The sequence below is a fragment of the Actinomadura rubrobrunea NBRC 15275 genome (genome assembly GCF_001552235.1).
Taxonomy (GTDB): Bacteria; Actinomycetota; Actinomycetes; order Streptosporangiales; family Streptosporangiaceae; genus Spirillospora; species Spirillospora viridilutea.
This window is the reverse complement of the sequence record NZ_BCQU01000002.1, coordinates 81,463-102,465: the sequence shown is the minus strand read 5'-3', so window position 1 is coordinate 102,465 and position 21,003 is coordinate 81,463. Positions and strand designations below refer to the sequence as shown.

Sequence of the window (21,003 nt, the reverse complement as noted above, 5' to 3'; positions counted from 1 at the left end):
CGTCGCCGCTCAGTGGGTGTGCGGCGGGACGGTCGGGCCCTCGCTGGCCTGGACGAGCACGAAGCCCTGCCCCTGGAAGGCCAGCTGCATGGCCTCCCCGCTGCCGCGGCCGATCAGCGCCCCCATCTTGAAGGTGCGGTTGACGCCGACCTGCAGGTGGCTGCTCCACGCCACCGCGGACTGGCCGTCGACGAACGTCGGCGCGCGGCCGCAGTCGAGCATGACCGGGGTGCCGTGCGTGGTGATCGCCACCCATCCCGTGCCGGTGAGGGTGGTGTTGAACAGCCCGCCCGCGGCGATGCCCGCGCCCTGCACGCGCTTGATGTCGGACTGCAGGTGCGCGTCGTAGGCCAGGATGTTGGAGCCGTTGACCGTCAGGCCCTCGTTCTCCAGGTAGAACAGGTGGATGTCGTCGGCGTCGTGGGCCAGGAACAGCAGGCCCTGCCCCTTGACCCGCATCGTGGGGACGCCCTCGCCGGTGAGCGCCTTCTTCATGAACTTGCCGATGCCCCCGGCGCCCTCGTACTCGAAGTCCATCTGCCCCTGGAAGGCGACCATGGAGCCCTGGCGGGCCAGCACATCGCCGTTGAGATGGACGCGGAGCATCTTGGGGTTCTGCAGGGCGAAATGGCCGGGAAGCTGCTGGCCCTGGTCCATGTTGCCGAAGAACGCGCTGCGCATGGGCGCCCCTTTTCGTCGGTGTGCTCGTGTGATGCCTCGCGGGACGGGCGTCGCGCGGACCCCGTCCCGCAGGACGTATGACGCCCTCGCAGAGCCTGCGGGTTCCGGACGGAACACGGGGCGTCGGTGTGACGCGCGGCGCGGCGCCGCCGAGAACCGCGTCGTCGCGGGCGTCTCGGCCGCGGCTCCGCGGCGCGGTCAGCTCGCGGTGAGACGTGCGCGGTCGTGCGGCTCCGTCCAGTCGATGATCGGGCCCTTGGGCACCACGCCGGAGGGGTTCACGTTGCGCTGTGTCGCGTAGTAGTGCCGCTTGATGTGGTCGAAGTTCGTGGTCTCGCCGAAGGCGGGCAGCGAGTACAGGTCGCGGGCGTACCCCCACAGGTTCGGGTAGTCGGCCAGCCGCCGCAGGTTGCACTTGAAGTGCCCGTAGTAGACGAGGTCGAAGCGGGCCAGGGTGGGGTAGAGCCGCACGTCGGCCTCGGTGATCCGGTCGCCCATCAGGTAGCGCCGGGTCGCCAGGCGCTCCTCCAGGCGGTCGAGGGTGTCGAACAGCGCGTCCACGGCCTCGTCGTACGCCTCCTGCGAGGTGGCGAACCCGGCCTTGTACACGCCGTTGTTGACCGTCGTGTAGATCAGCTCGTTCAGCTCGTCGATCTCGGTGCGCAGCTCCTCGGGGTACAGGTCCGGGGCGCCGGGCGCGTGGTGGGCGGCGAACTCCAGCTCCATCGTCGTGGTGATGGCCGGGAAGTCGTTGGTGACCATCCGCTCCGTGCGGGTGTCCCACACGCACGGGACCGTGACGCGGCCGTCGTAGGACGGGTCGGTGGCCCGGTAGAGCTCGGCGAGGAAGGTCGCGCCGGTCACCGGGTCGGGCTCGGGGAAGCGCCAGCCGCGGTCGTCGCGGATCGGGTCGACCACGCCGAGGCCGATCACGTCCTCCAGGCCCAGCAGCCGCCGGACGATCAGGGTGCGCTGCGCCCAGGGGCAGGCGTAGGAGACGAACAGCCGGTAGCGGCCGGGCTCGGCGGGGTACCCGCTGGAGCCGTCCGCGGTGATCCGGTCGGTGAAGCGGTTGGCCTGCCGCACGAACCGGCCGCCCTTGATCTCCTTGGCGATGATTCCCGTCATCCGGCACCCCTGGGGTTCCTCGCGTGATCGGCCGTCCCCACAAGCGTGCCGGGACGGCCGGGGGATCGCCACCCCGCGCGGAGGGTATCCATGCCGCAGTGCTCCGGCGCCCTGGTGAGAGGGGGCGCCGCCGTTTCGCCGCCGCCGGGCCGGGACGCGCACGGCCGGGGGCGCGGCCGAGCCGGATTCGGTCGGGTGGTACCACTGGGTAACCCCGGAGTGATTACCTGGGGGACACACCCGTCGACGTGTCGGTGCGATGTGAGGAGAGCGGGATGTCGGAACTGCGCTACGACGGCAGGGTCGCGGTCGTCACCGGGGCGGGCCACGGCCTCGGCCGCCAGCACGCGCTGGAGCTGGCCGCGCGCGGCGCCAAGGTGGTGGTCAACGACCTGGGCGGGGACCGCTCCGGCGTCGGCGCCTCCGCCGGTCCGGCCCAGGAGGTCGTCGAGGAGATCCGCAAGAACGGCGGCGAGGCCGTGGCCAGCCCCGACAACGTGGCCACCCCCGAGGGGGCCGAGGCCATCGTGCGCGCGGCGCTCGAGGCGTTCGGCAGGGTCGACATCGTCATCAACAACGCGGGCATCCTCCGCGACCGGTCGTTCAAGAACATGACGGTCGAGGAGTTCGACGCGGTCATCGCGGTGCACCTGCGCGGCTCGTTCCTGGTCACCAAGGCGGCCTGGCCGCATCTGCGCGAGAACGGCTACGGGCGCATCGTCAACACCTCGTCGCCCGCGGGGCTGTTCGGCAACTTCGGGCAGGCCAACTACGCCTCCGCCAAGATGGGCCTGGTCGGGTTCACCCGGACGCTCGCCCACGAGGGGGCCAAGTACGGCATCAAGGCCAACGCGATCGCGCCCGTGGCGTGGACCCGGATGACCGAGGACCTGTTCCCCGCCGACGCCGCCGAGAAGCTCGGCGTCGACAAGGTCACCCCGCTGGTGGCCTACCTGGCGCACGAGAGCGTGCCGGTCAGCGGCGAGGTCTACACGGTGGGCGGCGGCCGCGTGGCCCGGGTGTTCGTGGCCGAGGGCCCGGGCTGGAGCACCAAGGGCGACCTGACGGTGGAGGCGATCCGCGACAACTGGGACGCGATCAACGCCCAGGAGCCGTACACCGTGCCGAAGAACCCCGGCGAGCAGATGGGCCCGCTGATCCAGCACCTCGGGTCCTGACCGCCGGCCGCGATGGGCGATCTCAGGCTCGACCGGCGGGACGGGGTGCTGGTGATCACCCTGTCCCGCCCGGAGCGGCTCAACGCGATCACCGCCGCGGTGACCGAGGAGATGATCGACGTCCTCAACGAGCTGATGCGCGACGCCGAGACCCGGGTCGTGGTGCTCACCGGCGAGGGACGCGGCTTCTCGGCGGGCATGGACCTGCGCGGCGGCGGCGCCGACGACGGCACGGGCGACGGCGAGGGCGACGGCACGGGCGACGGCGGGGACGACCGGGGCGGCGAGGGCCGCGCGCAGCGGATCCACCGGGGCATCGCCCGCGGCGGCGAGGTGACGGCGCGGCTGCGGGAGATCCCGCAGCCGGTGATCGCGGCGCTGCACGGGCCGGTGGCGGGCATGGCGGTGTCCTGGGCGCTGGCCTGCGACCTGCGGGTGGCCGACCCCACGACGACGTTCGTGGTGCCGTTCGTCGACCTCGGCCTGTCGGCGGGCGACTGCGGGCTGTCGTGGCTGCTGCCCCGGCTGGTCGGCCCGGCACGCGCCGCCGAGATCCTCTACCGGGCGCAGCGGCTGGACGCGCGTCGGGCGGCGGAGCTCGGCCTGGTCACCGAGATCGTCGAGGAGGGCGGGGACCTGGCGGGCGCGCTGGCGCTGGCGGACGAGCTGCTCGCCAAGTCGCCCTACGGGCTGCGCCGCACCAAGGAGCTGCTCAACCTGTCGCTGGACGCGCCGGGGCTGCGCGCGCAGCTCGCGGCCGAGACCGGCGCCCAGACGCTGGCGTTCTTCACCGAGGACCTGGCCGAGGGCATGGCCGCGACCATGGAGAAGCGCCCGCCCAAGTTCAGGAACCGGTGACGCGGGTCAGGCGTGCCGCACCCGCCGAGGGACGGCACGCCTGACGCGCATCGTCCATGGGCGGCGACGGCCGCGACGGGGGCTCTGTGCGGATGGATACGGATGGGGCGGGGGCGGCCGTGCGCACGTCTCTTACGGCGGTCGTCACGCGGCGCCGACAGGCGGGCAGGGCGGTGCGGCGGCCTCGGCCGTCGTCGCGCGGCCGGGCGGCAGGGCACGGCGACACGGCGGGGCGGCGTGAGCCCCGCGGAGCCGAGATGCCGCGATGGCGCGCCCGCGCCGACGGGACCGTCCCGTCAGCGGCGCTCCAGAGCGGTCAGGGCCCGCTCCATGGCCTCGGTGTAGCGGAGCGCGGCCAGCTCCGCCAGGGCCGGGTGGGCGCCGATCGGGGCGGCGTACTCGGCCTGGGCGCGGGCCGCCGCGGCCGCGATGGCCTCCCGGTACGGCTCTCCGTCGACGACGTACGGGGCGATGGCCAGCCGGTTGGCGCCCGCGTCGCGCAGCTGCCGGACCGCGGCGTCGATGCCGGCGGGATCGTCCAGCAGGGCGGTGAAGACCGGGGCGGCCAGCCGCGAGGCCAGCAGCACGCTGGTGACCTCGGCCTGCCGCAGCGCGGCCTGCTCGCCGGGGGTGACGACGAGGAAGCCGCTGGCGGCCGTCACCATGCTCATCATGCGGATGCGGTCGGCGCGGGCCAGCCCGGCCTCGGCCAGCCGTTCGTGCAGGGCCGCGGCGATCTGGGGGTGCGGGCCGAGCGGCTCGGCGAGCAGGACGGGCTCGGGCGCGGACGCCACCGCGTCGCGCAGCAGGGGGTCGATGCGGGGGTGCGGGCCGGTCATCAGCGGCACCACCACGGCGGCGGGCTCCTCGGGACGCTGCCGCCGCACGCCCGCCAGAACCGACCGCAGCGACGCCTCCTCGCCCTCGAGGTGGCCGACCAGAGCGGGTTGCCCGGTCTGCTCGGTCTCCACCAGCACGGCCAGTTCGGACGCGATCGCGCCGCCTCCGCCCGTGGCAGGCCCCGGGACGGCCAGGACGAGCGGGGGAGCGCCCGGGGGGAGCAAGAAGGATTCGGGGCCCCGGTGCCGGCCGCCGCGGGGTGTGCGGCGGCGTCTCGACGGAAGTGCCTCGGATGCCTGGGTTTCGGGACTCACGGCGGGAATCGTAACGCCGTTCGGCGTCGTCCGAGGACCGGTCCGCGCATCATCTCACAGGTTCGGCCCCGGTCGGACCGCGCCGCGGCGCCCCGCGCCGGCCGCCCCGACCTGCGCGACATCAGGTGTCAATACCGACAAATTTCGCAAATGCGACATCTTCCTCGGGGTCGCCGGTGGGTGACGACCATCACCGCCCCATATGGCGGTTTCGTGGAAAAGCGGCAAAGCGGCTGGTAATGTCTGCGGCGCTTTCAGGGGCCGGGGACGCGTCCGAAAATCGGCCGACGCGGACGCCGGGGGCCTGCCGACCGACGAGGGAAAGATGACGCACAACACCGCGACCGGTGAGCTGAACTGGCTGGTCAACGACTTCGCCGAGCGCGTGCCGGCGGTCCGGCAGGCGGTGCTGCTGTCCCGGGACGGCCTGGCCGTCGCCGCCTCCCGCGAGCTGGCCCGCGAGGACGCCGAGCACCTGGCGGCGCTGGCCGCCGGCGTGCAGAGCCTGGCGCGGGGTGCCGGACGGCACTTCGGCGGCGGCAACGTCCGCCAGACCATCATCGAGATGGACAACGTCCTGCTGTTCGTGACGGCCGCGGGCGACGGCTCCTGCCTGGCCGTGCTGGCCGACGCCGACGCCGACGCCGGGCTGATCGCCTACGAGATGGCCGTGCTGATCAAGCGGGTGGGCACGCACCTGCACGTCGATCCGAGGTTCGGCTGAGGAGGTGCCTGATGGCCGGCGGGCGGGCCGTCCCGCCGCTGCTGCGCGCGCGTCGGCCCGCCCGCCGGCGTGCCGCGACGCCGTACCGCTCGTCCATGGAGCCCGCGGTCGCACGCGCCCGTCCGGGCGCGGCGCGCGCTTTCCCCTGCTCGGGCGGCGGGCGCCGAAGATCGGCATCGCGGAGCCGCCGTAGTAGGCTCCGGCAGGCCCCCGCAAACGCTGCATTCGGGAGGTTCCCCCGCATGTCGTCCCCCCGACTGCCCGCGACCATCCCCCCGCACAGGGTGCGCCAGCCGTGATGCCACGCCGTCTGACCTCCATCCGGTCGAGGGTCGCGCTGATGCTCCTCGTGCCGCTGGTGTCGCTCGTCGCGCTGTGGGCCTACCTGACCGCCATCAGCTTCGGCGACGCCAAGGAGCTGCTGGAGAGCGGCAAGCTCCAGGACCGGACGCTGCTGCCCACCCAGCGGCTGATCGACGCCCTGCAGAAGGAGCGCCGCCTGTCGATGGCCGCCGCGGTCGGCCGCGCCGCGGCGCCGCGCGCCGAGCTGGCCGCCCAGCGCCGCGCCACCGACCGCCTGCGCGCGACCGTGGAGCGTTACAGCAAGGACTCCGACACGCGCGGCGTGATCGAACCGCCCGTCCGCGCGCGCCTGGACGCGCTGCTGCGCCGGCTGGGCGAGCTGGACGCGCTGCGCCGTCTCGTCGACGCGCGGGGCGCCGAGCGGACCCGGGTCATGAACGACTACACCGCCGTCATCGACGCCGCGTTCGCGGTCTACGGCGCCGTCACCCCGGAGGACCCGCGCATCACCGCCGAGTCCCGCACGCTGCTGCAGCTCACCCGGGCCCGCGAGTACCTGGCCCGCGAGGACGCCCTGATCACCGGCGCGCTGGCCGCCGGCCGCCTCACCGCCGCCGAACGCGCGCAGTTCGCCCAGTTCGTCGGCGTCCAGCGGAACGCCTACGCCGACACGGTGCCGAGCCTGCCCGCCGCCGACCGCTCCCGGTACGACCGGCTCGTCACCGCGCCGGAGTTCGCCCGGCTGAACGCCCTGGAGGAGCGGGTCCTGCACGCGGCGATCCCGGCCGCCCGGGTCCCCGCGCGCACCGGCCTCACCGGCGCCGCGGCGCGCGGCGGCGCCTCCGTCGGCGACCCCGCCGCGTTCATGAAGCCGCCGATCGAGGCGGCGGACTGGCACGCGGCCGCCCACCCCGTCCTCGACCGCCTGTACCGCTTTGAGAACCAGGTTCTCAAGGGCATCACCGAACGGGCCCGCGGCATCGCCCTCGGCGTGTTCGCCCGGCTCGCCGTGGCGGGCGTCCTCGGCATGGCGGCCCTCGTCGCGTCGATCGTGGTCGCGACGCGCGTCTCGCGGCGGCTGCTGCGCGAGTGCCGCTCCCTCGCCGCCCGCGTCGTCGACTTCACCAAGCGGCGCCTGCCGCAGATCGCCGAGGACGCGCGCGCCGGACGGCCCATCGCCCCGGACGAGGCGGAGCCCCTCGACGAGTACCAGATCGACGAGATCCGGCAGATCTCCGACTCGTTCACGCGCGCCCGCGACGCGGTGCTGCAGGCGGCCGCCGCCGAGGTCAACGCCCGGCGCGGCATCAACGAGGTCTTCGTCAACCTGGCCCGGCGCAACCAGGCGCTGCTGCACCGCCAGCTCAGCCTGCTCGACGAGATGGAGCACCGCACCGAGGACCCCGCCGAGCTGGCCGACCTGTTCCGCCTGGACCACCTGGCCACCCGCATGCGGCGGCACGCCGAGGGCCTGGTCATCCTCGCGGGCCGCCCGTCCGGCCGCGGCTGGCGCAAGCCGGTGCCGCTGGTCGACGTGGTGCGCGGCGCCGTCGCCGAGGTCGAGGACTACCCGCGGGTCCGGGTGCAGCCGCTGCCCCGGCTGGCGGTGGCCGGAGCCGCGGTCGCCGACGTGGTGCACCTGCTGGCCGAGATCGTGGAGAACGCCACCGCGTTCTCCCCGCCGCAGTCGCCCGTGCAGGTCAGCGGCCATCCGGTGGCCAGCGGCTTCGCCATCGAGGTGGAGGACCGGGGCCTCGGCATGTCGCTCGAGGCGGTGCAGCTGGCCAACGAGCGGCTGGCCGACCCGCCGGAGTTCGACCCGGCCGACAGCGCCCGGCTCGGCCTGTTCGTGGTGGCGCGGCTGGCCCGCCGCCACGGCATCCAGGTCACGCTGCGCCCGTCCCCGTACGGCGGGACCACGGCGGTCGTGCTGCTGCCCTCGTCGCTCATCGTCGAGCCCGAGCCGGAGGAGCCGCCGCGGCCGGTCGCGGAAGGCCAGGAGCGGCAGGTGATCCTGCAGCCCGTGGCCGCCTCGGCGCCCGCCTCGGAGACGGCCGCGAACGGCCACACCGGCGTCATGCGCCTGGTCGCGGAGCCCGTCGAGCCGTCCGCGCCCACCGAGCCGGCGTCCGAGGAGCCGGGGACGCCGGGGCGCCCCGCGCCGCTCCCGCCGGGGGACGCGGCGCCGGAGGCGCTGCCGCAGCGGCGTCGCGTCGAAGGCCCGCCCGCCGGAGGCGACGCGGGAGGGCCGTCCGCGGGCGCGGCCCGGCCCCAGGCGCCGGCCCCCCAGCCGCTCATGACCAAGGACGGGTTGCCGCGGCGCAGGCGCCAGACGCACCTCGCGCCCCAGCTGCGCGAGCGGGTGGACGCCGAGCTGGCCGCCGCCGGGCGGCGCCCCCCGGTCGACCGCGCCCCCTCGGCCGGCGACACCGGGCCCCTGCCCGCTCCGCCCGCGCCGCCGCAGCACGGCGCCCCGCCCGCAGACCCCGCCGCAGCCCGCCCGGCCGCCGCGGACCCGCCGCGCTCGCCCGAGAGCCTTCGCTCGATGATGTCCGCCATGCAGCGCGGTTGGGAGCGCGGCCGCACCGAGGCGGAGCGGGACGGCGCCCCGCCGCAACCCTCAGCCGAACCACCCCGAGCCCAGGAGGACGACAGCCGATGACACAACCCCAACAGGCTGGAACGGATACGGCGGGCGGAGCCGGCGGCGAGCTGAGCTGGCTGCTCGACAATCTCGTCCAGCGGGTCGCGCAGGTGCAGAACGCGGTCGTGCTGTCCAGCGACGGCCTGCGCATCGCCGCCTCCAGCGGGCTGGAGCCCGAGCAGGCCGACCACCTGGCGGCGGTGGCGGCCAGCTTCCAGAGCCTCGCCCGCGGCGCGGGGGAGAGCTTCGGGGGCGGCCCGGTGCGGCAGACCATCGTGGAGATGGAGTCGGCCTTCCTGTTCGTCACCGCCGCCGGGCAGGGCGCGTGCCTGGCCGTGCTGGCGGAGGCGGGCGCCGACCTCGGCGTCATCGCCTACGAGATGGCCATGCTCGTCACCCGGGTCGGGCAGCACCTGTCGGCCGACCCGCGGGTGGGCGCCGGCGAGCCGGGCGGCGTCTGACGTGGCCGGCCCGCACCCGACGGGGCCCGAGGACGCGGGCCGCCGGGCCCCGGCATGGAACGACGAGTCGGCGGGACCGGTGGTGCGCCCCTACGCGCTCACCGGAGGCCGCACCGACCATCAGCGCGCCGAGCAGTTCGACCTGGTCGCCCTGATCGTCACCGACGAGGCGGCGGTGGCCGCGCGCGAGGCCGGCGGCGCCGCGGCGACGCAGGTCCCGCCCGGACCGCCCGCCGGTCCGGCGGCGGACCGGTGGGCACCGGAGCCGGAACATGAGATGATCTTGGCGCTTTGCCGTACTCCGCTGTCGGTCGTCGAGATAGCGTCGGAACTTGAACTCCCCCTGGGGGTCGTCCGGGTCCTTCTCGGCGACCTGCTCGACCGCTCGCTGATCCAGGTCCGCCGACCCGCGCCGGTGGCCCAGTTCCCCAGCGAGCGCGTACTCAAGGAAGTGATCGATGGAATCCGTGCGCTCTGACGCGGGCCCGCACCAGGGCGATTCCGCGCTGACCGTCAAGATCCTGGTGGCCGGCGGGTTCGGGGTCGGCAAGACCACGCTGGTGAGCGCGGTGAGCGAGATCCGGCCGCTGCGGACCGAGGAGGCGCTCACCGAGAAGAGCATCGGGATCGACGACACCAGCGCCGTCCAGGACAAGACCACCACGACGGTGGCCATGGACTTCGGCCGCATCACGCTGCCCAACGGCCTGGTGCTGTTCGTGTTCGGCACCCCGGGCCAGGACCGGTTCTGGTTCATGTGGGACGAGCTGGCCAAGGGGGCGCTGGGCGCGGTGGTGCTGGTCGACACCCGGAGGCTCGCCGACTGCTTCGCCTCGGTGGACTACTTCGAACGCCGCGGAGTCCCGTTCATCATCGGCGTGAACCGGTTCGACGGCGCGACGCGGCACTCGCCCGAGCAGGTCCGCGACGCCCTCGACCTGCCGTCGTACGTGCCGGTCATCGAGTGCGACGTGCGCGACCGCGAGTCCGCCAAGCAGGTGCTGATCACGCTGGTGGAGCACATCATGCGGTCGATGAGCGCCCGGCGCGACCCGGGGGCGCTCACCTACTGAGCCGCCTCCGCCGCCCGTCACAGGGCGGTGAAGTCGGCGGCGTCGAAACCGGGGGAGACGACGCGGCTCACCAGCGCCTCCTCGGCCCCGGCGGGACGGGCGGCCTGCCACGTCCCGGCCGGGACCAGCGCCTGCGGCCGCCGGCCGGCGGCCGCGTCCGGGGCGAGGACGACCGTCTCCGGCTCCGGGCCGGAGCGGTCGCCGGCGCCGCCCCGGCATGAGCGCCGGCGGCCCGCCGCGGTGCCACGGCCACAGCTCGTCCGAGCGGACGGTGTGCCACACCGACTCCTCGCCCGGCGGCAGCGGGAAGTAGATGCCGGTGGCCGACGCCCGCTCGCCGGGGTAGCCGTCCGGGGTGAAGCGCGCCGCCGTGCGCCAGGTCGCGCGGAACCAGCCGCCCTCGGGATGCGGCAGCAGGTCTAGGAGCTCGGCGGTGTCCGGGCGCACCAGCAGCGCCACGTGCCGTCCGTGCGGCCCCGCGCCGCGCGTCCGCACGCGCCACGCGGGCGCGGTCGACCACGGCGGAGGGCGGGGCGGCGCCCTCCGCCCCAGACTCGGCGGTCGATCGGGCGGCGCCGGGCCCGGGCCGCCGCGGAGCAGGTCACTCCATCTCCGACAGGCGGGCCGGGTCGAAGCCGATGGGGAACGGACGGTCGACCGTCAGCTCCTCGCCGGCCCGGGCCCGCGCGAGGATGCGGTAGACGGAGCCGTCGGGGGCGGGCCCGCCCCCGGCCGGGCCGCTCAGCTCCAGGAGCGTCACCGCGGGCCGCGGTTCCAGGTCGACGATCCAGTAGTGCGGGATGCCGGTCGCGGCGTACTCGGCCACCTTGGCGCACCGGTCGACCCGCTCGCTGCCCGTGCGCGGCGTGACGACCTCGGCCACCAGGATCAGGTCCGGGCCGTAGTAGGCGCGGCTGCGCCGCTCCAAGGCGGCGCGGGCCGCCTCCCGGCTGACCACGAACACGTCGGGCTTGCGGACGCCGCGCGGCGTGATGACGTCCTGCGGCGCGCCCGCCACGTGCACGTCCGCGCCCGCCCGACCGGCGGCGTCCTTGAGGATGTCGCGGAGCCGGGCGGCGGCGTGGTCGTGCCACAGGTCACCGGGCACCTCGGTCAGCCAGCCGTCGGCCAGCTCGTAGCGACGCCCGTCCTCGTCGGGCATGGCGTCCAGGTCGTAGAGCGTGTAGGGGCCGTACGCGTGGCCGACGGCGCTGCCCACGGTCGCCTCCCTCCCCCCGAAGATCGGCCCTAGCGCGAATCTAACCGACCTCGTCCCGACGGGGCCGCGCGGCGCGCGTCGAACCGGATAACTCTCGCCAGCGGAGCGGAGCCGAGTTACGATGTATCTCGATTTTCCGCTCCAAGGTCGATTCGCCGTGAGACTCCCGCCGCACGAGGGTTCAGGGTCAGGCGGCGCCGTCCCCGCGGCGCCGTGAAGGGGACGTGAAGGGGACGATGCGATGAACGTCGAGCAGCGGCCGCGGCCCGTGCACACGCCCAGGTCCTCCATGCGCGCCTCCGACCGCGACCGCGACGAGCGCCTCGTCCTGCTGCACACCGCCTACGCGGAGGGACGGCTGACCGAGGCCGAGCTGGACGAGCGCATCGACCAGGTGCTGGCCGCCCGCACCTACGCCGACCTCGACCGCCTCACCGCCGACCTGCCCGACGCCGGGGACGGCGCCTGCCCGGCCCGTCCGGCGGCGGACGGGCCGCGGTCCCGCGTCGTCCCCGGACCCCGTACCGGCCTGGCCGGACGCTGGCAGATGGCCTACAAGAGCGACGTGCGCCGCACCGGCCGCTGGCGGCTGCCGGAGCGGTACACGGTCGTGGTCTACAAGGGCGCGTGCGTGCTCGACCTGCGGTCGGTCGAGCTGGCGTCGTCGGTCACCGTGATGCGGGTGGCGGCCTACAAGTCGCGCGTCGACATCGTCGTCCCGCCGGACGTGCGGCTGGAGATCGCGGGGCTGGGCGTGTCCAGCGAAGTGCACGGCGCCGCCGCGGGGATCGACGCGCCGGTGGTGCATGTGCAGGGGATCGCCTACAAAGGCACGATCCTGGCAAAAGATCAACTTGGCCTGGCCTGAGGCGATATAAACGCTCCGCGGCACCTTTGACCGGCGATCGCGCGGTTGTCGGTACAGACGCTGATCTGACGCGGTTTGATGGTGACCCGAGCGCCGAGCGGGGCGCCGAGTGGCACCGAGTGGGCGTCGAGTGGCAACGACGGGTCCTGCGGGACCGCTGCGGGTGTGAAGGAGCGGGAGTGACGGCACAGACCCCTGAGCAGGACAGCGCCCGGCCGTCGGCGGGGGCGGATCCTTCACCGGGGGCCGACCAGGCCGGCCCGCAGGACTCCCGGCGGATCCGGCGGCGGCTGGCCTTCACCACGGCCGAGACGCTGGAAGAGGAGGCGCCTTCGCCGAAGCGGCGGGCCCGGGGCAAGAACGGACGCGCCAAGGGCGCCGTGTCGCCGTGGCTGCGCGCCGAGCAGGCCTGGCGGCGCGCGGGCCTGTCCTGGCAGCCGTCCGATGACGCCGACGCCGCCGCCTCCGGGGCGGAGCCCGCCCCCGAGGCCGAATCGAAGGCCGAGCCCGAGCCCCGGCCGAAGCCGGCGGCGAAGGCCGCACCGAAGCCCGAACCGAAGACCGAACCGAAGACCGAACGGAAGAGCGCCCCGAAGAGCCGGACCGAGCCGAAGAGCACGACCGACGCGAAGAGCGCCTCGCAGAGCACGGGTGATTCGAAGGGCAAGGCCGACGCGAAGGCCGAGGCGCAGACCGGATCGAAGAGCAAGGCCGCCCCGAAGACCGAGACCGAGGACTCGCCGAAGACGCGGGCGGAGAAGGCGGAGCCCGAGCCCGCTCCCGCGTCCGAGCGGCAGTCCGCTGAGCGCGCGAAGGTTGCGGCGGGGGCGCGCGGGGCGCTGGTCGGCGCCGGCGCCGCCGTCGGCGTCGCGGTCGTCGTCGCGGTGGCGGCGGGCGTGCACGCGGTCGGGAGCGGCGACGGCGGCGCGGGACCGGCGGCGCCCGCCGCCGTCGCGGCCGAGCGCCTGTTCGGCGCCGATCCGGCGGGGACCGACGGCCTGGTCCAGGAGCTGTCCGCGGTCGCGGCGTCCGGCGGGACGGTCGTGGCGGTGGGCGGCGAGCAGCCGGTCGACGACGGCGCGGGCCGGGAACGCGCGCAGTTCCTGGTGTCCGGCGACGCCGGCCTCAGCTGGCGGCTGGCGCGCGTGAAGGCCGCGAACGGGGACGAGCCCGCCCCCGGCGACCGGCCCCGGCTCGTCGCCGGAGGTTCGGGCCGGTGGGTGGCGCTGGGGGAGGCCGCCGCGCCGTCCGGAACGGCCCCCGGGACGGCGGTGTGGACCAGCCGCGACGGCGGCGTCTGGACCCGTGAGGCGGCGAGCGCGTCCGCGGCGTTCCGCCCCGGCGACCGGATCAGCGCGCTGGCCCGCACACCCTCGGGTTTCGTGGCCGCGGGCGCCCATTCCCCGACCGGGCGGTTCCGGGGCGACCAGCGCGCCGTGCTGTGGACCTCGGCCGACGGGCGGTCGTGGCGGCGCCTCGACCGCCCGGGAGGCGGCGAGATCACCGAACTCGACCGGGTCGCGGCGCTCGGGAACGGCGGGCTGGTGGCGCACGGCCGGTTCGACCGCAAGGCCGCCAAGACCGTGAAGGGCAAGGGCAAGCGCAGGCAGCGGACCGTCGTGCGGCGCGGCGAGGGGCTGTGGGTGTCGCCCGACGGCGGGCGGACCTGGACGCAGGTCGCGCTGCCGCGGGCGCAGGGGGCCTACGGGCCCGTGATCGGGCCGGTGGCCGGACCCGGCGGCGTGTACGTCGTCCGGGAGGGCAGGCGCGTCGCCAAGGGGAAGAAGCGGCGCGCCGCGACCCGCTACGGCGTGGTCTTCGCGTCGGCCGACGGGCGGACGTGGACGCCCTCAGGGCAGGTGTCGGCGCCGTCGTACCGCGGCGTCGCGCGGCTGGCGGGAACGTCCGCGGGCCTGGCGGTCCTGGTGCGCGGCAAGGGCGGCGCCGGGACGGTGCTGCGCAGCGGCGACGGGCGCTCGTGGCGGGTCGGCGGCGGCATCGGGGCGATGGGCGGCGGCTCGGGGACCGGCCTCGCCGTCAACGGGCTGACCGTCGCGGCCGGCGCCGCCGCCGTCCTCGCCGGACGCCGGGGCGACGACCCCTACCTGGCGCTGTCGAGCGCCGCTGCCGCGCGCCCGGTGACCACGGTGGACCTGACCGGCGTGCCGGGGGTGATCCGTCCCGAGCGCACCGTCACGTCGATGAGCGCGGCGGCGGGCCGCGTCGTCGCCGTGGGCAGCACCGGCGGCGGCGGCGCGGTGTGGAGCGCGCCGGCCGCGGACCCCGACGCCTGGACGCGCGCCCGGATCAGCGGCGCGGGCGCGGCGGTCGGCGGCCCGGGCCGGCCGCGGCAGCGGTTCGGCGACGTCGTCCACGGCCCCAAGGGGTGGCTCGCCGTCGGACGCGTCACCGCCCCGGACGGCAAGACCACGCCGTTGGCGGCCCAGTCCGCCGACGGCGCGGCATGGCGCAGGACGCGGTTCCCCGGCGCGAAGGACGCCCTCCTGGAGGCGTGCGCCTCCGGGCCGTCCGGCTACGTGGTCGTCGGCTCGTCCGGCGGGAAGATCGCCACCTGGCGTTCCGCCGACCTCACGCGATGGAAGCGCGGCGCCGGCGCGGGCAAGGGCGACCTGCGGGGCCCCGCCTGGATGCGGGACGTCGCGGCCACCTCCAAGGGCTACGTGGCCGTCGGCGGCCGCCGGGCGACCGGCGGCGCCGGTCGCGGCAGGCAAGCGCCCGCCACCTACCTGCCCGCCGTGTGGACGTCGAGGGACGGCGGGACGTGGTCGGCCGCTGCGCCGCCGCCGCTGCCGTCCGGCATCGTCTCGGGGGCCTTCCACCAGGTGGTGGCCCGCGGCGACCTGCTGGTCGGGTTCGGCTGGGGCAGCACGGCGCAGGCCCCGGGCGCGCCCGCGCGCTGGCTGGCGTTCACCGGTGTGTCGACCGACGGCGGCCGGACGTGGCGGACGAGCGTGCCTCCGGGCGCCGAGCAGGGGGCGGAGATCACCTCGTCCGCGGTGACGCCCAAGGGGTTCGCGGCGGCCGGCACGGTCGGCCGTCCCGGCGCGCAGGACGCGGCCATGTGGGCGTCGCCCGACGGGGTCGCGTGGCGGCGGGTCCCGGCGCACGGCCACGGTCTCGACGGGCCGGGGGATCAGCGGTTCACGGCGCTGGCGGCCGTCGGCGGAGACGTGCTCGCCGTGGGCGTGGACGCCGGCCACCGCGGGGAGACGCCGGTCCTGTGGCGGACGGCGGCCCCCTGACCGGCGCTCACGCCCTCGACGGCTCGTTCGTCGGCTCTCTCGTCGCGGCGGCGGTGCGCGCGCGAAGGGCGGTGCGGCTCAACCGTTGCAGCCGCAGGAGCAGCCCTTCGGGCAGGAGCATCCGCTGCCGTGTCCACAACTGCATCCAGCTTTGACCATGCCCGGAACGTACCCGCGTGGGCGATGTGCGGTCTATGACCGGAACGCAAGGAAGAGCTGAACGCGGGGCCATGCCGCCATGACCCCGCGGCCCGTCCGGGAGCGGACGTCCGGGGCCGCGTCCTCGTGGGGTCAGGATGCGCCGTATCGATGCGCCGTATAGCCGCATAGATGCGCCGTATAGCCGATAGATGCGCCGTATAAGGGACGCGGTTCGGCGCATGTGGCGACGGACCGCAATTCGGATGTAGCGGACGCGCCGCTCGCACCGATAACCGAAATGCGCGATGGTCGACGGCTACGGGCAGCGCACGTCGGCCATCGCCCGAAGCCCCCGCCCGCCGTCTCGCCTGCCGGGCGCGGCCTCACCTGCCGGGCGCCGCCGCGCCTCTCGGGGCCGGCGGGGCGGCCATGTCGATGCGCACCACCGCCGGATCGCGGTCGCCGACGGGCCGGTCGGCGAACTCGGACCTGCGGTGGACGATGTCGTACTCGTGCTTGCGGCGGGCGAGCGACGGGCTCAGCAGGATGTGGTCGAGCGCCTGCGCGTTCCCCTCGGAGACGGCCGTGTACCGCTCGGCCACGGGCAGCTCGTCGGTCAGGTCGCGCAGCCCCGCCCGCCGGGCCAGGTAGCGCACCGGGGCGGAGAACTCCGGCTCGTTGAGGTCGCCGGCGACGATGACGTCGGCGTCCCGCTGCACGGCGCGCACCGACCGCACGAACCGCGCCACCGCCCGCGCCTGCGCGGCGCGCCGCCACGCGCTGGGCCGCCGCGGCGGCTGGTAGCGGCCGAACGCCGGCTGGTCGTCGCCGGCCTTGGCGTACCAGTGGTTGGCCACGACGATGATCCGCCGGCCCCGCCAGGTGATCTCACCGGCCAGCGGCTTGCGCGAGTCGTTCCACACCGGGTCGGCGGGCGCGACGCGGCCGGGGCTGAGGCTCAGCCGGGCGCGGCCTCCCTCGGCCAGGGCGCGCACCGCGGTGCGGGCCGGGTCGGGGCCCGCGTCCGCCGCGCCGGCGCCCATGCCGTCGCCGAGGGCGGCCGCGGGCCGGTCGACGAAGCCCAGCCCCCGGTCGGTGCGGAACAGGAAGCCGACCCGGATGTTGGCGCCCGGCTCGCCGCCGTCGGCGTTGTCGCGGGGCGCCACCGACCGCCAGTCGTAGGCGGGACCGCCCGCCTCGCTGATCGCCGTGATCAGCTCGGCCACCGTCTGGTCGGCGGCGACCGTCCCGTCGTCGTCGGGGCCGCTGTTGTCCTGCACCCCGGCCACCGTGATCAGGTCGGGCGAGCGCAGGCCCTCCACGATGTCGGCGGCCACGGCGCGGAACCGCTCGCGCGGGGCGCTCGGGTTGAGCCCGTCCACGGTCAGCGTCGCGACGGCCAGCTCGTCGGGCCCCTGCGGCCGCGTGGTCTCGCGGGCCAGCCCGCCGCCGCGGACGCGCGGCGTCGCGGTCGGCAGCACCGTGTACGTCCCGTGGCCGTAGTCGAGCACGCCGTCGACGGCGCCGGGCAGCCGGTCGCCGACGTTCACGGCGGGCAGCGCGGCCAGGGTGTCGCCGAGGACGATCCGCTCGGTGTTGGCGTCGCCCGGCCGCAGCACGATGCCGCCGCGCGCGGTGCGCGGGCCCGCCCCCGCGCCGCCTGCGGGCAGCACGGGCACCCGGCCGTCGCGGGACGGGCCGACGGCCACCGCGTCCTGCACGCGCACCCGCATGCCCTCCAGCGACTCGAAGAAGTCCAGGGCGCTGCGGCGCGGGTCGAACGACCTGCGGGCCTCCACGTCGATCGCGGCGCCGGTCGCGCCGCCCGTCACGCGGCGGGGCGGCCGGCGGCCCTTGGGGCCGAGCGTCACGGGGGCGGGCAGCGGCACGCCCCGGGCCCGCACCGCGACCGCGGACGCGTCGATCTCGGTCCTGCCCAGGTCGGCCGACGCCGACCCGGCGGCGCGGAACTCGCTGACCCTGCCGTCGACGCGCACGGCGTCGGCCACCGCCACCTGCGGCCGGGTGCGCGTGTAGACGAAGATGCCCTCGGACGTGGCGTCGCGGCGGTCCGGCCGCGGGTCCTGCATCCAGAAGCCGTTGTCGGTCAGCGCGGTGACGACCCCGGGCACGCCCGTCACGCGGGCCCCGTTGAGGGGCGACACGTGTCCGGCGCCTTGGATGTGGCGGATGCGGACCTGCCGCCCCCGGGGAGCGCCCGACGGGACCATGGCGCCCACGCCGGGCGAGACGGCGTCCTGGACGCCGGGACCGCCGTGCGCCGCGCCGCGCGGGTCGCCGTGCGCGGCCGCCTCCGAGCCGGCGGGCGGTGCCGCCTGCGAGGCCGGCACCGCCAGGACGGGCAGGGCGAGCAGCGCTCCCGCGAGAAGGGTCCGGGGCGCTGTGGGCCGACGGCCGCGCCCCCGTCCGACGTAGGTCACCCACGCTCCAGGCTCGACTGACGTGCGTGCTTGCGGTGGTGCGAACGGCCTCGGCCGCGGCGGGCGGGCGCCGCACACGACCAAGGATGACACGCGGCGTCGGCGGGGACGAGGCAGTCGGTCAACAAGCCGGATGACACGGGTGGATCGGTCGAAGCGGTCGGATCGGATGCTCCGGTCGAAGGCGCCGGTCGAAGGCGTCGTTCGGCGGCGCGGTCGACGGCGTCAGTCGAGGGCGTCAGTCGAGGGCGTCAGTCGAGGGCGTCGGTCGAAGGCGTCAGTCGAACAGGACGACCTGGCGGATCGCCTCGCCCTCGCGGAGCGCCCGGACGGCGTCGTTGAGGTCCTCGAAGCGGATGCGCCGGGAGATCAGCCCGTCGATGTCCAGCCGCCCGGCCCGCCACAGGTCGACGAACAGCGGGACGTCGCGCTTGAGGTCGCAGCCGCCGTACAGCGACGCCTTGATGTTCTTGCCGTCGAACAGCAGCGCGAACGCGCTCAGCTCGACGGTGTCGTCGGCCGCCCCCGCGCCGACCACGATGACGTCGCCGCCGCGCCGGGTGAGGTTCCAGGCGGTGCTGATCGCCGCGGACTTGCCGACCACCTCGAAGGTGTAGTCGAAGCCGGCGCCGCCGGTGAGCAGGTTCTTGGCCTCCTCCAGACCGTCCAGGGTGGCGACGTGGGTGGCGCCGAACCGCTTGGCGACCGGGTGCTTGGCCTCGTTGGGGTCGACGGCCAGGATGGTCGACGCGCCGGCGATGCGGGCGCCCTGGATGACCGCGAGGCCCACGCCGCCCGCGCCGACCACGGCGACCGCGGACCCCGGCCGCACCCGCGCGGTGTTGATCACCGCGCCCAGGCCGGTGGGGATGCCGCACCCGAGCAGCGCCGCGTACTCGAACGGCACGTCCTCGGCGATTTTGATCACGCCCTGCCGCGGCACGGTCATCTCCTCCGCCCAGGTGCCGCAGCCGGCCATGCCGTACGCGGGGCCGCCGTCGCCGAGCCGGAACCGGGGGTCGCCGAACGACTGGGCGATGAACGTCATGCACAGGTTCGGCTGACCGCGCAGGCAGTCGGGGCAGGCGCCGCAGTCGGGCGTCCAGTTGACCACGACGTGGTCGCCCGGCCGGACGTGGGTGACGTGCGCGCCGACCTCGGCGACGATCCCGGCGCCCTCGTGGCCGAGCACGACGGGCGGCGTCGCGGGCAGCACCCCCGTCATGGTCGACAGGTCGGAGTGGCAGACCCCCGTCGCCTTGAGACGGACCTTCACCTGGTCGGGGCCGGGGCTGACGGCGGTGACGTCGTCGCGCAGGTCGAGTTCGGTGTCGCCGACCGCGTGCAATACCGCGGCACGTGCCATGGCTGCCTCCGCTGGGAGATCGGACGCCGCGCGGGCGCGCGGGTCGCGGACAGGGGTGGGACGGGGAGGGACGGGGGACGGCCGGAGTCACTCCTCCAAGGTGAGCGCGGCCTTGGGGCACGACCGCACCGCGTGCCGGACGCGGTCGGCCTGCTCGGGCGGGACCTCCGGCAGCAGGATCCGCAGCTCGTCGTCGTCGGTCAGGTCGAAGACGTCGGGGGCCAGCCCCACGCACACGGCGTTCGCCTCGCAGACCAGGGGGTCGACTCGTACGCGCATCGCGATTCTCCGTTCACTTCCCGGTGGGTCCGCGCTCCGCGGGCGGCACGCGAACGTGTTCTAGCGGCGGATCGCGGCGGACGCCGCGGGACCGCCGCCCCCATCGTCCTCCGGAAGGTCCGGCTGCCAACATAGCGAACGTCATTCGGTTCGGTCACGGGGGCCGCGGACTCCGTCGTGTCCGGGCGGCGCGTCGGCCGTCCGGCCGCCGTGGCGCGGACCGCGCCCGGCTCGGCGGGCGGCGCGGCCCGGCCGCCCCCGGAGGCCGGCGTCCCTCGGGGTGCGCTGCCTCACGCTCGAAGTAGAACACGTTTCATTCGGGGGCGGCAAGACGGGGCGATCCCGTCGAGGCGGAGATAGAGTGCGCGGCAGGGCAAGCCTCCCGGCCCCGGGGCCACGCGCCCCGCGGCCGCCGACCGACCACGGAAGAAGGCAGGGATGACCGACCCCATGGCGTCCACCGGCGCGCAGCCGCCGACGGCGGCCCCGCCCCCCGCCCGGACGCCCGTGGACACCGTGCACGAGCCCATGCCCCCCGACCTGCTGCGCGCGGCGCGGCAGGCCAAGGGCTTCATGCCCGAGGACGAGGGGCAGGCGCTGTACGAGACGGCGCTGGAGTACGGCGCGCGCCACGGCGGCGCGCCCATCCTGGAAGTCGGCAGCTACTGCGGCAAGTCCGCCATCTACCTGGGCGCGGCGGCGCGGCGCACCGGCACGGTCGTGGTCACCGTCGACCACCACCGCGGCTCGGAGGAGAACCAGCCGGGCTGGGAGTACCACGACCCGTCGCTGGTCGACCCGGAGACCGGCCGCATGGACACGCTGCCGACGTTCCGCAAGACGATCGGCGCGGCCGGCCTGGAGGACTGCGTCGTCGCCGTCGTCGGCGCGTCCCGCACGGTCGCGCGGCTGTGGCGCACCCCGGTGGCGCTGGCGTTCATCGACGGCGGCCACGCAGAGGTGCACGCGCGGAACGACTACGAGGGCTGGGCGCCGTGGGTCACGGTCGGCGGCGCGCTGGTGATCCACGACGTGTTCCCCGACCCGGTCGACGGCGGTCAGGCCCCGTACCAGCAGATCTATCTGCGCGCGCTGAACAGCGGCGCGTTCGTCGAACGGCGCGTCCAGGGGTCGCTGCGCGTCCTGGAACGCGTCGACGACCGCGACCCGCTCGCCGCCAGCCCCGGACGGCACGAGGGCGCGCCGAGCGCCTGAGCGGCGC

At 75.6% G+C, this 21,003-nt stretch carries 18 protein-coding genes and 1 pseudogene; 10 read left to right on the top strand and 9 right to left on the bottom strand.

What is annotated here, in order from left to right:
- Positions 1-9: 9 nt before the first annotated feature.
- Both AR3_RS01205 and AR3_RS01200 read right to left on the bottom strand, forming a co-directional pair.
- On the bottom strand, positions 10-681 hold the full coding sequence (locus AR3_RS01205) for an AIM24 family protein (protein ID WP_067907039.1): 672 nt from the start codon (positions 679-681) through the stop codon (positions 10-12).
- A 198-nt stretch (positions 682-879) separates the two neighbouring features.
- Positions 880-1,809 (bottom strand): glutathione S-transferase family protein, encoded by a 930-nt coding sequence (locus AR3_RS01200; protein ID WP_067907037.1) that lies wholly within the window; start codon positions 1,807-1,809, stop codon positions 880-882.
- A 275-nt stretch (positions 1,810-2,084) separates the two neighbouring features.
- On the opposite strand from AR3_RS01200, the gene AR3_RS01195 reads away from it, so the two are divergent.
- Positions 2,085-2,987 carry an SDR family oxidoreductase gene (locus tag AR3_RS01195; RefSeq protein WP_067907035.1) on the top strand — a complete coding sequence of 301 codons (903 nt, stop codon included), beginning with the start codon at positions 2,085-2,087 and terminating at the stop codon, positions 2,985-2,987.
- 12 nt (positions 2,988-2,999) lie between these two features.
- The gene (locus AR3_RS01190; protein WP_067907033.1) at positions 3,000-3,845 is read left to right on the top strand and encodes an enoyl-CoA hydratase/isomerase family protein; all 846 of its coding nucleotides are present in this window, start codon (positions 3,000-3,002) and stop codon (positions 3,843-3,845) included.
- A 296-nt stretch (positions 3,846-4,141) separates the two neighbouring features.
- Here AR3_RS01190 and AR3_RS01185 read toward each other — a convergent pair whose 3' ends face one another.
- The gene (locus AR3_RS01185; RefSeq protein WP_227023129.1) at positions 4,142-4,909 is read right to left on the bottom strand and encodes a sirohydrochlorin chelatase; all 768 of its coding nucleotides are present in this window, start codon (positions 4,907-4,909) and stop codon (positions 4,142-4,144) included.
- Positions 4,910-5,324: 415 nt separating this feature from the next.
- On the opposite strand from AR3_RS01185, the gene AR3_RS01180 reads away from it, so the two are divergent.
- The 5 genes from AR3_RS01180 to AR3_RS01160 all read left to right on the top strand — a co-directional run bounded on the left by AR3_RS01180 (position 5,325) and on the right by AR3_RS01160 (position 10,204).
- The gene (locus tag AR3_RS01180; protein WP_067907029.1) at positions 5,325-5,723 is read left to right on the top strand and encodes a roadblock/LC7 domain-containing protein; all 399 of its coding nucleotides are present in this window, start codon (positions 5,325-5,327) and stop codon (positions 5,721-5,723) included.
- Positions 5,724-6,021: 298 nt separating this feature from the next.
- The gene (locus AR3_RS32530; RefSeq protein WP_067907027.1) at positions 6,022-8,688 is read left to right on the top strand and encodes a sensor histidine kinase; all 2,667 of its coding nucleotides are present in this window, start codon (positions 6,022-6,024) and stop codon (positions 8,686-8,688) included.
- Positions 8,685-9,131 carry a roadblock/LC7 domain-containing protein gene (locus AR3_RS01170; RefSeq protein ID WP_067907025.1) on the top strand — a complete coding sequence of 149 codons (447 nt, stop codon included), beginning with the start codon at positions 8,685-8,687 and terminating at the stop codon, positions 9,129-9,131. Before AR3_RS32530 ends, AR3_RS01170 begins: the two co-directional genes overlap by 4 nt.
- A gap of 79 nt (positions 9,132-9,210) precedes the next feature.
- A complete protein-coding gene (locus AR3_RS01165) occupies positions 9,211-9,609 on the top strand; it encodes a DUF742 domain-containing protein (protein ID WP_285563351.1) in 399 nt (132 codons plus the stop codon).
- Positions 9,590-10,204: a GTP-binding protein gene (locus tag AR3_RS01160; RefSeq protein WP_067907020.1), complete on the top strand. Its 615-nt coding sequence runs from the start codon at positions 9,590-9,592 to the stop codon at positions 10,202-10,204. The genes AR3_RS01165 and AR3_RS01160 overlap by 20 nt, the downstream gene beginning before the upstream one ends.
- A 17-nt stretch (positions 10,205-10,221) precedes the next feature.
- On the opposite strand, the gene AR3_RS32755 is transcribed toward AR3_RS01160, so the two are convergent.
- From AR3_RS32755 to AR3_RS01155, 3 genes and pseudogenes are all read right to left on the bottom strand, one after another.
- Positions 10,222-10,332, bottom strand: a complete 111-nt coding sequence (locus AR3_RS32755) for a cupin domain-containing protein (RefSeq protein ID WP_313819561.1) — start codon at positions 10,330-10,332, stop codon at positions 10,222-10,224.
- Between the two features lie 160 nt (positions 10,333-10,492).
- Positions 10,493-10,651, bottom strand: a pseudogene (locus AR3_RS32750) (cupin domain-containing protein); the annotation flags it as partial.
- A gap of 154 nt (positions 10,652-10,805) precedes the next feature.
- Entirely contained in the window at positions 10,806-11,423 is a 618-nt protein-coding gene (locus AR3_RS01155; protein WP_227023130.1) for a Uma2 family endonuclease, read from the bottom strand.
- 241 nt (positions 11,424-11,664) lie between these two features.
- Here AR3_RS01155 and AR3_RS01150 point away from each other — a divergent pair, with 241 nt between their 5' ends.
- Entirely contained in the window at positions 11,665-12,291 is a 627-nt protein-coding gene (locus AR3_RS01150) for a DUF1707 SHOCT-like domain-containing protein (RefSeq protein ID WP_067907019.1), read from the top strand.
- A 179-nt stretch (positions 12,292-12,470) separates the two neighbouring features.
- A complete protein-coding gene (locus AR3_RS01145; RefSeq protein ID WP_067907017.1) occupies positions 12,471-15,554 on the top strand; it encodes a beta propeller repeat protein in 3,084 nt (1,027 codons plus the stop codon).
- A 524-nt stretch (positions 15,555-16,078) separates the two neighbouring features.
- Here the strand turns inward: AR3_RS01145 and AR3_RS01140 are convergent.
- The 3 genes from AR3_RS01140 to AR3_RS01130 form a co-directional block, all read right to left on the bottom strand.
- The gene (locus tag AR3_RS01140; protein WP_227023131.1) at positions 16,079-18,136 is read right to left on the bottom strand and encodes a DUF8508 domain-containing protein; all 2,058 of its coding nucleotides are present in this window, start codon (positions 18,134-18,136) and stop codon (positions 16,079-16,081) included.
- Positions 18,137-18,413: 277 nt separating this feature from the next.
- A complete protein-coding gene (locus tag AR3_RS01135; protein WP_067907015.1) occupies positions 18,414-19,502 on the bottom strand; it encodes a Zn-dependent alcohol dehydrogenase in 1,089 nt (362 codons plus the stop codon).
- Positions 19,503-19,589: 87 nt separating this feature from the next.
- Complete coding sequence (locus AR3_RS01130) at positions 19,590-19,781, bottom strand: ferredoxin (RefSeq protein WP_067907014.1); 192 nt, start codon at positions 19,779-19,781, stop codon at positions 19,590-19,592.
- A 528-nt stretch (positions 19,782-20,309) separates the two neighbouring features.
- Here AR3_RS01130 and AR3_RS01125 point away from each other — a divergent pair.
- Positions 20,310-20,996: a class I SAM-dependent methyltransferase gene (locus tag AR3_RS01125; RefSeq protein WP_067907116.1), complete on the top strand. Its 687-nt coding sequence runs from the start codon at positions 20,310-20,312 to the stop codon at positions 20,994-20,996.
- Positions 20,997-21,003: the final 7 nt, after the last annotated feature.